General features: G+C 67.4%; 9 protein-coding genes, 1 tRNA gene and 1 pseudogene. 4 read left to right on the top strand and 7 right to left on the bottom strand.

Annotation, left to right across the window (positions count from 1 at the left end):
* Window positions 1-112: 112 nt before the first annotated feature.
* The 3 genes and pseudogenes from AAFM92_12790 (at window position 113) to AAFM92_12780 (ending at window position 5094) form a co-directional block, all read left to right on the top strand.
* Window positions 113-2176, top strand: a pseudogene (locus tag AAFM92_12790) (hydantoinase/oxoprolinase family protein).
* Window positions 2177-3895, top strand: coding sequence for a hydantoinase B/oxoprolinase family protein (locus AAFM92_12785; protein ID MEL7301251.1), 1719 nt, complete (start codon window positions 2177-2179; stop codon window positions 3893-3895). It abuts the pseudogene before it with no gap.
* On the top strand, window positions 3892-5094 hold the full coding sequence (locus AAFM92_12780; GenBank protein MEL7301250.1) for an FAD-binding oxidoreductase: 1203 nt from the start codon (window positions 3892-3894) through the stop codon (window positions 5092-5094). The genes AAFM92_12785 and AAFM92_12780 overlap by 4 nt, the downstream gene beginning before the upstream one ends.
* A 34-nt stretch (window positions 5095-5128) precedes the next feature.
* Here AAFM92_12780 and AAFM92_12775 read toward each other — a convergent pair.
* The 7 genes from AAFM92_12775 to leuC all read right to left on the bottom strand — a co-directional run bounded on the left by AAFM92_12775 (window position 5129) and on the right by leuC (window position 11775).
* Window positions 5129-5205: transfer RNA gene (locus AAFM92_12775), tRNA-Pro, on the bottom strand.
* 56 nt (window positions 5206-5261) lie between these two features.
* Window positions 5262-6284, bottom strand: coding sequence for a DMT family transporter (locus tag AAFM92_12770; GenBank protein MEL7301249.1), 1023 nt, complete (start codon window positions 6282-6284; stop codon window positions 5262-5264).
* A 119-nt stretch (window positions 6285-6403) separates the two neighbouring features.
* Window positions 6404-7498 carry a 3-isopropylmalate dehydrogenase gene (gene leuB / locus AAFM92_12765; protein ID MEL7301248.1) on the bottom strand — a complete coding sequence of 365 codons (1095 nt, stop codon included), beginning with the start codon at window positions 7496-7498 and terminating at the stop codon, window positions 6404-6406.
* Between the two features lie 117 nt (window positions 7499-7615).
* Window positions 7616-8515: an endonuclease/exonuclease/phosphatase family protein gene (locus tag AAFM92_12760; protein MEL7301247.1), complete on the bottom strand. Its 900-nt coding sequence runs from the start codon at window positions 8513-8515 to the stop codon at window positions 7616-7618.
* 44 nt (window positions 8516-8559) lie between these two features.
* Entirely contained in the window at window positions 8560-9345 is a 786-nt protein-coding gene (locus AAFM92_12755) for a hypothetical protein (protein ID MEL7301246.1), read from the bottom strand.
* 376 nt (window positions 9346-9721) lie between these two features.
* Window positions 9722-10267: a DUF308 domain-containing protein gene (locus tag AAFM92_12750; protein MEL7301245.1), complete on the bottom strand. Its 546-nt coding sequence runs from the start codon at window positions 10265-10267 to the stop codon at window positions 9722-9724.
* 89 nt (window positions 10268-10356) lie between these two features.
* Window positions 10357-11775, bottom strand: coding sequence for a 3-isopropylmalate dehydratase large subunit (leuC, locus tag AAFM92_12745; protein ID MEL7301244.1), 1419 nt, complete (start codon window positions 11773-11775; stop codon window positions 10357-10359).
* Window positions 11776-11870: 95 nt separating this feature from the next.
* Between leuC and AAFM92_12740 the strand changes: the two genes are divergently transcribed.
* Window positions 11871-12524 carry a heme-binding protein gene (locus tag AAFM92_12740; GenBank protein ID MEL7301243.1) on the top strand — a complete coding sequence of 218 codons (654 nt, stop codon included), beginning with the start codon at window positions 11871-11873 and terminating at the stop codon, window positions 12522-12524.
* Window positions 12525-12527 lie beyond the last annotated feature (3 nt).

Raw genomic sequence — 12527 nt, 5'->3', positions numbered from 1 at the left:
CCGCCGGTCAAAGCACGGGATCGCCGCGCCCCGCCGGGCGCCGCAGAAAGCCATTCCCGCCGCCGAAAGAGGCAGGTAGCGTCAGCGCCAGCGAGGCGAGGTGGAGACGGACGTGGCGGACAAGATCAGGATGGGGGTCGATATCGGCGGGACGTTCACCGATGTCGTCCTCGAGGGCCCGTTCGGCCAGCGCTCCACCAAGGTCCTCACGACCTATGCGGCGCCCGAGGACGCCATCGTGGCGGGGATGGCCGAGGTCTGCGCCGCGGCGGGGATCGCGGCAAGCCAGATCACCCAGATCATCCACGGAACGACGCTCGCGACCAACGCGCTCATCGAGCGCCGCGGGGCACGCACGGCCTTCGTGACCACCGAGGGCTTTCGCGACGTGATCGAGATGCGCACCGAGAGCCGGTTCGAGCAGTACGACCTCAACCTGACGCTCCCGGAGCCGCTCATCCCCCGCCACCGCCGCTTCACCCTCCGCGAACGGATGGATGCCGATGGCGGCATGCTCGTGCCTCTCGCGCGGGCGGACATCGAGGTGCTTGCCGAGCGGCTCGCCGAAGGCGGCTACGCGGCCATCGCGGTAGGCTTTCTCCATGCTTATGCCAATCCAGCCCATGAGAGGCTGGTGCGCGAAGTGCTGAGCGCGCGGCTCCCGGGCGTGATGATCTCGCTCTCCTCGGATGTGTCGCCCCAGATGCGGGAATACGAGCGCTTCAACACCACCATCGCCAATGCCTACATCCAGCCGCTCATGAAGAGCTACCTCTTGCGGCTCGAGGCCCGGCTCGCCGCCGAGGGCGCGTCTTGCCCGATCTTCCTGATGCATTCCGGCGGCGGGATCATTTCGCTCGAAAGCGCCGCCGAGTTTCCGGTGCGGCTCGTCGAGTCGGGCCCAGCCGGGGGCGCGGTCTTCGCTGCGGAGATCGCCGCGCGGCACGGGCTTAAGAAGGTGCTGAGCTTCGACATGGGCGGCACAACGGCGAAGATCTGCCTGATCCGGAATGGCCGGCCAAAAACGGCGCGGGTCTTCGAGGTGGCGCGTTCCTATCGCTTCAAGAAGGGCTCGGGCATGCCGATCTCCATCCCCGTCATCGACATGGTGGAGATCGGCGCGGGAGGTGGCTCACTGGCTTCAGTGGACGGCATGGGCCAGATCCGCGTGGGCCCCGAAAGCGCGGGCTCCGAGCCGGGCCCTGCCTGCTACGGGCGCGGCGGAACGCGGCCTGCCGTCACGGATGCGGACCTCGTTCTCGGCCGGCTCGACCCCGAGCGCTTCGCCGGCGGCACGATCCCGCTCGTGGCCTCCCGCGCGGAAGAGGCGCTTTCGAAAGCACTTGGCGCTCGTCTCGACATGGGCGCGGAAGAGGCGGCCTTCGGACTGGCCGAGGTGGTGGACGAGAACATGGCCAATGCCGCGCGCGTCCACGCCGTCGAAAACGGGGAGGATCTGGCAGATTACACCATGATCGCATTCGGCGGCGCGGCGCCGCTCCATGCAGCGCGGCTTTGCGAGAAGCTGGGCATTTCGACATGCCTTGTGCCGGCCGGGGCGGGCGTGGGCTCTGCCATCGGCTTCCTGCGCGCGCCGTTCTCCTTCGAGGCCAACCGCACCGTCTTCATGCCCCTGGCAGCCTTCGACGGCGCCCGTGTCGCCACGCTCTTTGCCGAGATGGAGGCGGAAGCGGCAGGCTTCGTGCGCACCTGCGACGCGGAGGCGGAGATCGTCCTAGAGCACCGCGTCTTCATGCGCTACCGGGGTCAGGGCTGGGAGATCCCGGTGATGCTCACCGCCCCGCAGGCCGCCGCGCCCGACGCGGACACGATCCTCGCGCTCTTCGAGGCGGAATACGAAAAGCGCTTCAGCCGCACGGTGGCGGGCATGGTGGCGGAGATCACGGTCTGGTCGGTGAATGCCACGACCGTGGTGGAGGCCTCGGATCAGGTTCGGAGCGAAAGCACGCCCCGTCCCGGGCTCGACCCGGGGCCCCTCCTTCATCGCACGCTCTTCGATCCGGCCTTTGGCGACACAGTTGAGGCCGCGCTCCTCGACCGGGACGCGTTCGAGGCAGGCAGCACCATCCCCGGCCCAGCGCTCATCACGGAACGTGAAACCACCATCGTCGTCCCCTCGAGCCGGATCGCCCACAAGGCCGCCGACGGCAACATCGTGCTCTCGGAGGCCCCGGATCAGGTCCGGGGCGGGGCCGATATCTCCACCGTGGCGCACCAGGTCATGTGGAACCGCCTCATCTCCATTGTCGAAGAACAGGCGCAGGCCCTCGTGCGCACGGCCTTCTCCACCTCCGTCCGCGAGGCGGGAGACCTTTCGGCGGGCGTCTACAACGCCGCGGGCGAGATGCTCGCGCAGGCCGTCACCGGCACGCCGGGGCACGTGAACGCCATGGCCGATGCCGTGGGCCACGTCATCCGCCGCATTCCCGAGATGAACGAGGGCGATGTCTACATCACCAATGACCCCTGGGAGGGGACGGGCCACAAGCACGACATCACCATCGTCACGCCGGTCTTCCACCGTGGCACGCGCACGGGCTTCTTCGCCTGCACTGCGCATGTGACCGATATCGGCGGGCGGGGCTTCGGAGCCGATGCCAACGATGTCCACGAAGAAGGGCTCGCGATCCCCACGATGCCCTTCATCAAGGCGGGCAATGTGGATGCCACGCTCCTCGCGCTCATCCGCGCCAATGTCCGGGAGCCCGACCAGCTCGTGGGAGACATCTACGCGCTCGCCACCTGCAACGATATCGGCGCGCGGCGTCTGCACGAGATGATGGCGGAGTTCTCGCTCGCCGATCTCGGCGCGCTCTCGGACTTCATCCTCACCCGCTCCCGCGAGGCCACGCTGGCCGCCATCAACGCGCTCTCCCCCGGCGAGGCCGAGGGCCACATGCGCATCGATGGCTACGCCGCGCCCATCGACCTCCGGGTCAGAGTCACCATCGAGAAGGACCGTATCCTGAGCGACTGGACGGGCACGAGCGGCGTGGACAAGAAGGGGATCAACGTGCCTCTCGTCTACACGAAGGCCTATGCGTGCTACGCGCTCAAATGCGCCATCGCGCCGGAGATCCCGAACAACGCCGCCTCGCTTGCGCCCTTCGAGGTGACCGCGCCCGAGGGCTCCATCGTGAACGCATTGCCGCCCGCGCCGGTGGCGCTCAGGCACGTCATCGGACACATGGTGCCCGACACGATCTATGACGCGCTCGACACGTTCTTGCCGGATACAGTGCCCGCCGAGGGCGCGGGCTGCCTCTGCAACTTCCAGGTCTCGCTCCGCCCCACTGGGCCAGAGGGCCGACGCGCAGAGGTGCTGACCTTCAATTCCGGCGGCTCGGGCGCGCGGCCCGCGCTCGACGGGCTCAGCGCCACGGCCTTCCCCTCCGGCGTCATGACCATGCCCGTGGAAGCCACCGAGCAGGTGGGCCCGGTCCTCATCTGGCGCAAGGAGCTGCGCCCGGATTCGGGCGGCGCAGGCGCGCAGCGGGGCGGGCTCGGGCAGGTCATGGATGTGGGCGCGCGCGCAGGCCACGAATTCGACATCTCCGCCATGCTCGACCGCGTCCATCATCCCGCGCGCGGCCGGCGCGGCGGCGGGGCGGGCGGCGCGACCCAGATCACGCGGAAAGACGGCACCGAGATGCGCGGCAAAGGCCGCCAATTCGTGCCCGAAGGAGACATCGTCCGCATGGCCTTCCCGGGCGGGGCGGGCTTCGGCGCGCCAGTAGAGCGCGACCCCGCGGCGGTGAAGCGCGATCTTGCCATGGGATACATCACTGAGGCCGCCGCGCGCGACATCTACGGCTTGACCGAGGACGAGATCGCCGCTGTCGTCGCGGCCATGGCCAAGGGAGACGCGCCGTGACCGACTGGCAGGCACCGAAGCACAAGAGCTACGACATCGTTATCATCGGCGGGGCCATGATGGGCTCCTCCACAGCGTTCTGGCTCACGAAGCTGGGGTACAGGGGCCGGGTCCTCGTGGTGGAGATGGATCCGAGCTACGCCCAGACCTCCACGGCCCACACCAACAGCTGCATCCGCCAGCAATTCACCAATCCGCTCAACATCGAGATCAGCCAGTTCGGCGCGCATTTCATCAAGAACGCGGCGGAGGAGATGGGCGATGACCGCGTGCCCGAGATCCTCCTGCAGAGCTACGGCTACCTCTATCTCGCCGCCGATGCCTCCCGCGCCGAGGACCTGCGCGGGCGGGCGGCGCTGCAGCGGGCCGCGGGCGCGGCCACCGAGGTGCTCGACCGAGAGGAGATCGCCGCGCGCTATCCGTTCTACCACCTCGACGACATCGCCATCGGCACGATCAACACGTGCGACGAGGGGTATTTCGACGGCGGCACGCTCTTCGAATGGTTCCGCCGCCTCGCCCGCGAACGCGGCGTGGAATACTGCAAGAACCGCGCGACGGGGCTTCGCATGGACGGGGCGAAGATCACCCATGTGGAATTTGCCTCCGGGGAGGCGGTGGCCTGCGGGCAGGTGCTTAACGCCGCCGGCCCCCGCGCGGCCACCATCGCGGCCATGGCCGGGATCGCGCTGCCCGTGGAGCCACGCAAGCGCTACACTTACATCATCTCCGCGGCAGACCCGCTCGACCGCGACCTGCCGCTCACGATCGACCCTTCCGGCGTCCATGTCCGGCAAGACGGGCCAAAGACCTACCTCGTGGGTGCCACGCCGGATGACGATCCCGCCGTGGAGCCCACCGATTTCACGATGGACGGCGACGTGTGGATGGAGAAAGCCTGGCCTGCAATCGCGCACCGCATCCCCGCCTTCGAGCGGGTGAAGGTGGTGAGCGAGTGGGCAGGGCACTACGAGTACAATCCCTTCGACCACAACGCGCTCATGGGCGCCCATCCCAAGGCAGAGAACCTCACCTTCCTCAACGGCTTTTCCGGCCACGGGCTCCAGCAGAGCACCGCCATGGGCCGCGCCACGGCCGAATGGCTCATGACCGGCGCTTACCAGAGCATCGACATGTCCGAATTCGCCGTCACCCGCGTCGCCGAGGGCCGCAAATTCGTGGAGCACGCGGTGATCTAGCCGCGCGGTCCGGGGCGATGCGAAGGGGCTGAATTGGTCGGAGTGGCGAGATTCGAACTCACGACCCCTGCCTCCCGAAGACAGTGCTCTACCAGGCTGAGCTACACTCCGACCGTGGCGCGGTGCCTAGCGGCGCGCCTATCGCTTGGCAAGGGGATTCGCGGTGCCTAGCCGCGCCCGGGCAGGCCGCGCATCCCGCGCGAGGGGCTGGCCCCGACCGCGCCGGGCATAGGCGCGTTGGGCGGCTCCGCGCCGCCCGCGCGGATGAGCGTGCTCACCCGGGGGACGGTGCCTGTATCGAGGCGCGTGCGGGTGCGCAGCACCGGGGCCTGACTGCCGGGCTTCCGGCTCTCGCGGAGCACGATGTAGACGCCCGCCGCGATGATGATCGCTGCGCCGATGGCGGTGTTGAGCCGCGGCAGCTCGCCAAAGAAGAGCGCGCCATAGGCTGTGGCCCAGAGAATTTGGCTATACTGCATGGGCGCCACGATGGCGGCCTCGCCCGCCTTGTAGGCCGCGATCAGGCAGAGCATGGCAACCATCGCCAGCGCGGCCATCGCGAAGGACAGGCCCAGATGCTCCACCGGCATGGGCCGGTAGACGAGCGGCATCAGCGCGCCCATCAGGACGAAGTTCGTCACGAGCGGGTAGAGCACGAGCACGATGGACCGCTCCTCCCGCCCGATCTTGCGCACCACGATGGAGGCAAAGGAGCCGAAAAGCGCGCAGGTGAGCGCCGCGAGGTGCCCGAGGCCGAGCTCCGTCGCGCCGGGATTGAGCACCACGAGGACACCGCCCAGCCCCGCGAGAACCGCGAGACCGCGCCGGAGGCCAACCTTCTCACCGAGAAATGGCACCGACATGATGGTGATGAGGAGCGGCGAGGCAAAGAGGATCGCGTAGACCTGCGCGAGGGGCAGCACGGAAAACGCATAGAAGGCCGCGGCCCCCGTGATCACCGCCGCGAGCGTACGCGCGATGACCCACCAGGGGTGCTTCGGGATGAGCGTGCCGGAGGTCTCGTCCCGCAGGAGCAGGACCGTGGCGACGGGAAAGCTGAAGAGGACCGAGAAGAAGACGATCTGGAAGGCGGAGTAGTCGGCCCCGAGGAGCTTGACGATCACGTCATGGGTCGCGAATAGCCCGAAAGCCGCCAGCGCGAGCGTCACGGCGCGCAGATTGACCGACATGAGGGCCTCCTTTCCCAGCCACGGTCACTTTATGGGCCGCGGCGCGGAGGACAAGGCAGAGCAAGCCTAGCGGCAGACGTGGAGGGCTCGCCTGCCCGCAATTCGCGCAGTGCTGGGCCTCAGCCCGCTTCGAGCGCGGCCACCACCGCGTCGCCCATCTCGGCAGTCGTCGCGGGGGCGCCGCCATCCGCCTGCATGAGATCGGGCGTGCGGACCCCGTCGCGGAGCACCTGCTCCACCGCCCACTCGAGGCGCGTGGCCTCCTCGCCCATGTCGAACGAGTAGCGCAGCGCCATGGCAAAGCTCAGGATGCAGGCGCAAGGGTTGGCTTTGCCCTGCCCCGCGATGTCGGGCGCGGAGCCATGGACGGGCTCATAGAGCGCCTTCGGGCGGCCATTTTCCATGGGCGCGCCGAGGGAGGCCGACGGCAGCATCCCAAGCGAGCCGGTGAGCATGGCGGCGGCGTCGGACAGGAGATCGCCGAAGAGATTGTCGGTCACGATGACGTCGAATTGCTTGGGGTCGCGGACGAGCTGCATGGCGCCGGCATCGGCGTACATGTGCGAGAGCGCCACGTCCTCGTACTCGGCATGGACCTCGGTGACGACATCGCGCCAGAGGATGCCCGACTCCATCACGTTGGCCTTTTCCATGGAGCAAACACGGCCCTGCCGCTTCCGCGCGAGCTCGAAGGCGGCACGGGCCACGCGGGCGATCTCGCTCTCGGTGTAGCGCTGGGTGTTGATGCCCACGCGCTCGTTGCCTTCCTTGATAATCCCGCGTGGCTCGCCGAAGTAGATGCCCGATGTGAGCTCGCGGATGATGACGATGTCGAGGCCCGCCACCACCTCTTTCTTCAGCGAGGAGAACTCGGCCAGCGCGTCGAAGCACTGCGCCGGGCGAAGATTGGCGAAAAGGTCCATCTCCTTGCGGAGCCGCAGGAGCCCGCGCTCGGGTTTCACGGAGAAATCGAGCTTGTCATACTTGTACCCGCCCACCGCGCCGAGAAGGACGGCGTCCACCTCTTGCGCCTTCTGCATCGTGGCGTCGGTCAAAGGCGTGCCATGGGCGTCGTAAGCCGCGCCGCCCACGAGATCCTCGCTCACGTCGAAGGCGTGACCCTGGCTCTCCATCCAGTCGATCACCTTGCGGACCTCGGCCATCACCTCGGGGCCGATGCCGTCGCCGGGCAGGATGAGCAGGGATTTTGTCATGGGTCGCTCCGCGTGTGGCCTCAGAGGGGTGTCGCGAGGGCGGTAGCCGCCGCGTTCGGAGGGGTCAAGCCGGGGACTGAGGTGACTGCTGACGTTAAGGAATGCGATACGGGGGAGTCACTCGCCCACGGGCAGCTTGATATCGATCCAGACGGGGTCGTGCCGGGTGAAGCCCTCCGGTCGGCTGCCGTACCGAAAGATCCCGGCGCCCGAGAGGCCGAGATCGCGGGTGGGCAAGACGTAGGTGACCCGAAGTCTGCCGCCCGACTCCGCCCCGAAATCCACGGTAACCGCGCCGGGGAGGGGATCGCGCAAGCGCGGATGCGCGAGAAGCTCCGCGATCACAGCACGCCGGCCTTCGCCGCGCGCGGGGTCGACGTTGAGGTTCGCCGCGATCACCACGGGGCCAGCGGTGGCCTCCAGCATCTCGGCGACGAGCCTGATTTCGTCGGCGTTTCGCAGGCCATTGCGATCCTCCGGTCCATCGAAGACAGGCGGGGTGGCATGGGCGGTGAGCACCGTGAGAGGGCCACCGGGGAAGTCGACGCGCAGCGCCCAATGGGCCGTGGAGGACAGGCGCTGCACGGCGCGCGCCTCCGCGTCCATCGTCTCGGGCAGCGTGGCCCATGGAATGTCGGCCCAAAGACGCGCCGTCTCATCGCCGCGCAGAGTGACCGGATAGCGGGAGAGCACGGCCATGCCGCCCTGCCCGGAGAACCAGCCGAAGCCCTGGCTGTCGTCGCGCCCGCCGAGGCGGCCGTCACCATCGAGATCGACCCCGCTCTGCCGTCCGCCGTTGGGCGCTTGGGCGAAGCTGTGCGCATAGCCCGCGGCTGCGGCGAAGCGGGAGAGCGCCACGCCATCGAGGTCGAAGTCGAAATTCTGCAATACCCAGAGATCGGCATCGACCTCCGCCATGCGGGTCAACACGAACTCGATGTCTTTGGCCCCTCGCCCAAGATCCCGCACCAAGAGCCCGGGACCCTCCCGCGTGAGCTCGGTGTTGTAGCTGGCGATGCGGAGCGTTTCACCCGAGGCCGCCAGGGCCCAGACGAAGAAGATCAGGCCAGCGCCTGCTCCTCGCCGAACTCGGCGTAGCGCTGGCGACGCTTGTCTTCGATCATTTGCGCCACGCGCCCCATGGCGATGCCGCGCATGAAAAGCGAGGATGGCAAGAAGGCCCATGCCGTCATCATCCAAATGAGCGATTGCGGCGAGGCCACGGAAATCGGCTCGAACGTCTCCGCCGCGATCTTGAGTACTGCCGGTATGATGAAAGGCAAAAGGAAGCCCATGGCAATGTTGAACCGCGCATCGCGCTGAAGCCGCTCGACGACGTCACCGCCCGCCGTGGGATCGAAGGTCGGCAGATTGACCCAGACATTGAAGCTCCCGAACCGACCCGGCCAGTGGAAGACGCGGATGATGATGACGAAGATCGCCAGCGACAGGAGCGAGCTAAGATAGCTGATGCCCGCGGCGGTACGGATCGCATCCACCTGGTCGGGATTGGCGCCCTCTGGCAGGGCTAGGACCATGTTGCGCACCGGCGAATAAGGGAAGTCGATGGCATAGCCGATGATCTTGCCGATATCGGTCATGATTTCGGTCATAGCCGTCGGCGCGATGGCGCCCCGCGCGATGATGGTCAGCAGGAAGACCGTCACGAAGAGCGAGACAAAGCGCACTCGGTTGAAGGGCGGCGCGTGGCGGAATTCGATGAGGGAGGGATAGTCGGACGCGTATTCGATCAGCGTGATGACGGCTGCAAATATGGCAACGAGTGCCACGACCTGTGTGGCATCCGGCCCTGCTTCGGGAAGAAGCAGCGATGGTGTCGCGATCATCCAGACCACGAGCAATGCGCGCAAAAACGCCCCTGGGAGCCGTGAAAACACTGCCTGACCCTCAAAAATGGACGACGCCGATACGATGCCGGAGCCTTGTCCCAGTTCTTGATCCCGAGCCTGCTAAACCCGGATGCCTCATTCTTGCCGTGATTGTGCCCACTTTCACATCGGCGGGCAAGCGCCTGTTTTCACCGAGAGAATCTTTTTGGGTCTTGACCGGGGCTGGTCCGTATGGGCGTTGCGTCGCCGCCTCAAATTCAGGCATTTGAGCGGCTTGGGCCCAGATATGGTGTGCCTTTGGGGCCGCAGCGCAATGGCGCGGCCCCAAATCCTGTGGCCCTCATGCATCACCGGGCCTGCGCCCGGCCCGCGCTCACGCGTTGACGGAGTCTTCGCGATCAGCCGTCTGTGGGGCGGCGGCCTTGCCGCGCCAGCCCATTGCCACGAGCGCGGAGCCCATCATCACCATCTCGAGCGAAATGAGGAGGCCGAGGATCGCCGGACCTGAGCCCGCGAGGCCAAACATCATGATCACGCCCAGCGCGAAAGACGCCACGCCGCCGAGGATCAGCACCCAGCGCGGCAGCCCGAAGGATCCCCGATAGGCCATCCAGAGGCGCAGCGCGCCAGAGGAGGCGAGCAGGATGCCCACGAAAAGCGTCAGCGACAGGAGGCCGCCGAGCGGGTTGATGATGAAGCTGAGGCCGAGGACGATCCCGAGGATCGCCATCACGAGCTGCCAGCCGCGATCATCGGCATCCTTGAAGGCCGCATAGAGGCCAAGACCGCCCTGAAAGAGGAAAATCCATCCGACAAAGAGGGTCGCCGTGAAGGAGACCGCCAGGGGCGCCAGGATGCCGAGGAATCCACCCAAGGTGAGGATGATGCCGGAAATGAGTGTCCAACGGGCCGATGTCATGTGCAGTCTCCTTCGTCTGGTCGGGCGAAAGAAACGCGTCGAGGCCGCGATTGTTCAGATTTGAAGGGCGCGCTGGCGCAGCCCGGCGCTCAGCTGAGCTCGCGCACATCCGTGAGCCGCCCGGTGACCGCCGCGGCGGCGGCCATGGCCGGAGACATCAGGTGCGTGCGGGATCCGCGGCCCTGCCGGCCCTCGAAATTGCGGTTCGAGGTGGACGCGCAACGCACCTCCGGGCCGAGCTGGTCGGGGTTCATGCCGAGGCACATCGAGCAGCCCGCGAGGCGCCATTCGAAGCCCGCGGCTCGGAAGATATCGGCCAGCCCCTCCTCCTCGGCCTGCATCCGGACGAGACCCGAGCCCGGCACCACGATCGCGGTCTGGACACGGTCCGCCACCCGTCGCCCGCGAAGGATGTCGGCGGCGGCACGAAGATCCTCGATGCGGCCATTGGTACAGGAGCCGAGAAAGACCGCGTCGATCTCGATATCGGACAACTTGGTGCCGGGCGTGAGGCCCATGTAATCGAGCGCGCGCGCCGCCGAGGCGACCTTCCCGCCGCTGAAGCTTTCGGGCGCGGGCACCGAGCCCGTGATGGGGAGCACGTCCTCCGGCGAGGTGCCCCAGGTGACGACGGGCGCGATATCGCCGGCGGCGATCTCCACCTCCTTGTCGAAGACGGCATCAGCGTCGCTCTTCAACGTGCGCCAATAGCTCAGCGCCGCTTCCCAGAGCGCGCCCTTCGGCGCATGCGCCCGCCCCCGGACATAGGCGAAGGTTGTCTCGTCAGGCGCGATGAGCCCGGCCCGCGCGCCGCCTTCGATGGCGAGATTGCAGATCGTCATGCGCCCTTCCATAGAAAGCGCCTCGATCGTGTCGCCGGCATATTCGATGACATGACCCGTGCCGCCGCCCGTCCCGGTGACCCCAATGACATGGAGCGCGATGTCCTTGGCCGTCACGCCCGGGCGCAGCCCCCCCGAAACGCGGACGCGCATGTTCCGCGCCTTCTTCTGGATCAGGGTCTGGGTGGCCAGCACGTGCTCGACCTCGGAGGTCCCGATGCCATGGGCCAGCGCGCCGAAGGCGCCGTGGGTAGGCGTATGGCTGTCGCCGCAGACGATGGTGCAGCCCGGGAGCGTCCAGCCCTGTTCGGGGCCCACGATGTGCACGATCCCCTGCCGGTCATCGTTCATGTCGTAGTAGTGCGGCAGGTTGAACTTCGCGACATTGGCATGGAGCGCCTCGACCTGGATCCGGCTCTCCTCGTTCTCGATCCCCTGCGCGCGGTCCCAGGTCGTGGGCACGTTGTGATCGGGGACAACGATCGTCTTCTCCGGCGCGCGAACGGGGCGACCGGCCAGGGCCAGGCCCTCGAAAGCCTGCGGGCTCGTCACCTCGTGCACAAAGTGCCTGTCGATATAGAGAAGGCACGTGCCGTCCTCCCCCCGGTGGACGACATGGGCATCCCAGATTTTGTCGTAGAGCGTCCGGCCAGCCACTGCGATCATCGCGCCTCTGAAGTGTCGGAAAATAGTGATACGTCTCCACCCCGCCGGGGGCAAGGCGGCGTGATCCATCACCCCACCCGCAGCGTATCACATGCATGAGACGCCCAAAAACAGATCGCTTCGGCCTCTTCCGCCTGACCCACGTCGTGCTGATCCTCGGCCTGATCGGGGCGGGCGTCGCGGCGGCCACGGAGGGCGAGATGTACAAAGGCTACGAATTGCCGCCCTACGAGGTCCTCGAAAGCGAGGGCCCGTTCGAGCGCCGGAGCTACCGCCCCCACATCCTCGCGGAGGTGACCGTGCGCGGCGGGCAGGGGCGCGCGGTGAGCCGGGGCTTCCAGGTGCTGGCCAATTACATCTTCGGCGGCAAGGCCACCGGCGAGAAGATCGCCATGACCGTCCCCGTGGCGCAAACGCCCAACGAGGGCGCGGCGAGCCCGGGCGAAGGCTGGACGGTGAGCTTCATGATGCCCGCCGCCTTCACGCTGGAGACGCTGCCTGACGCGCAGAACGGCGCGATCCGTTTCGTTGAGGCCAAGCCCGAAGAGATGCTCGTCCTGTCCTTCTCCGGGATGCGCACGGCCGGGGCCCTCGCCCGCCAGACGCAGGCGCTCATCGACGAAGCGCAGGCAAGGCAGCTCACCATGATCGGAGCGCCGCGCTACTTCTTCTATGACGGACCGATGACCCCGCCCTGGGCGAGACGCAACGAGGTGGCCGTCCCGATCCTGCCCGGAGCTGCGGGCTGAGCG

The sequence above is a fragment of the Pseudomonadota bacterium genome, from assembly GCA_038533575.1.
GTDB lineage: Bacteria > Pseudomonadota > Alphaproteobacteria > Rhodobacterales > Rhodobacteraceae > Shimia_B.
The sequence above is the reverse complement of the archived record's forward strand: the minus strand, read 5'-3'. Positions and strand labels throughout refer to the sequence as shown.

Coding starts and splice junctions, on each gene's coding strand:
- AAFM92_12770 (MEL7301249.1), bottom strand. CDS start 6,284: ATGTCGGTCAATCTGCGCGCCGTGACGCTCGCGCTGGCGGCTTTCGGG.
- leuB (MEL7301248.1), bottom strand. CDS start 7,498: ATGACAAAATCCCTGCTCATCCTGCCCGGCGACGGCATCGGCCCCGAG.
- AAFM92_12755 (MEL7301246.1), bottom strand. CDS start 9,345: ATGATCGCGACACCATCGCTGCTTCTTCCCGAAGCAGGGCCGGATGCC.
- AAFM92_12750 (MEL7301245.1), bottom strand. CDS start 10,267: ATGACATCGGCCCGTTGGACACTCATTTCCGGCATCATCCTCACCTTG.
- leuC (MEL7301244.1), bottom strand. CDS start 11,775: ATGATCGCAGTGGCTGGCCGGACGCTCTACGACAAAATCTGGGATGCC.
- AAFM92_12740 (MEL7301243.1), top strand. CDS start 11,871: ATGAGACGCCCAAAAACAGATCGCTTCGGCCTCTTCCGCCTGACCCAC.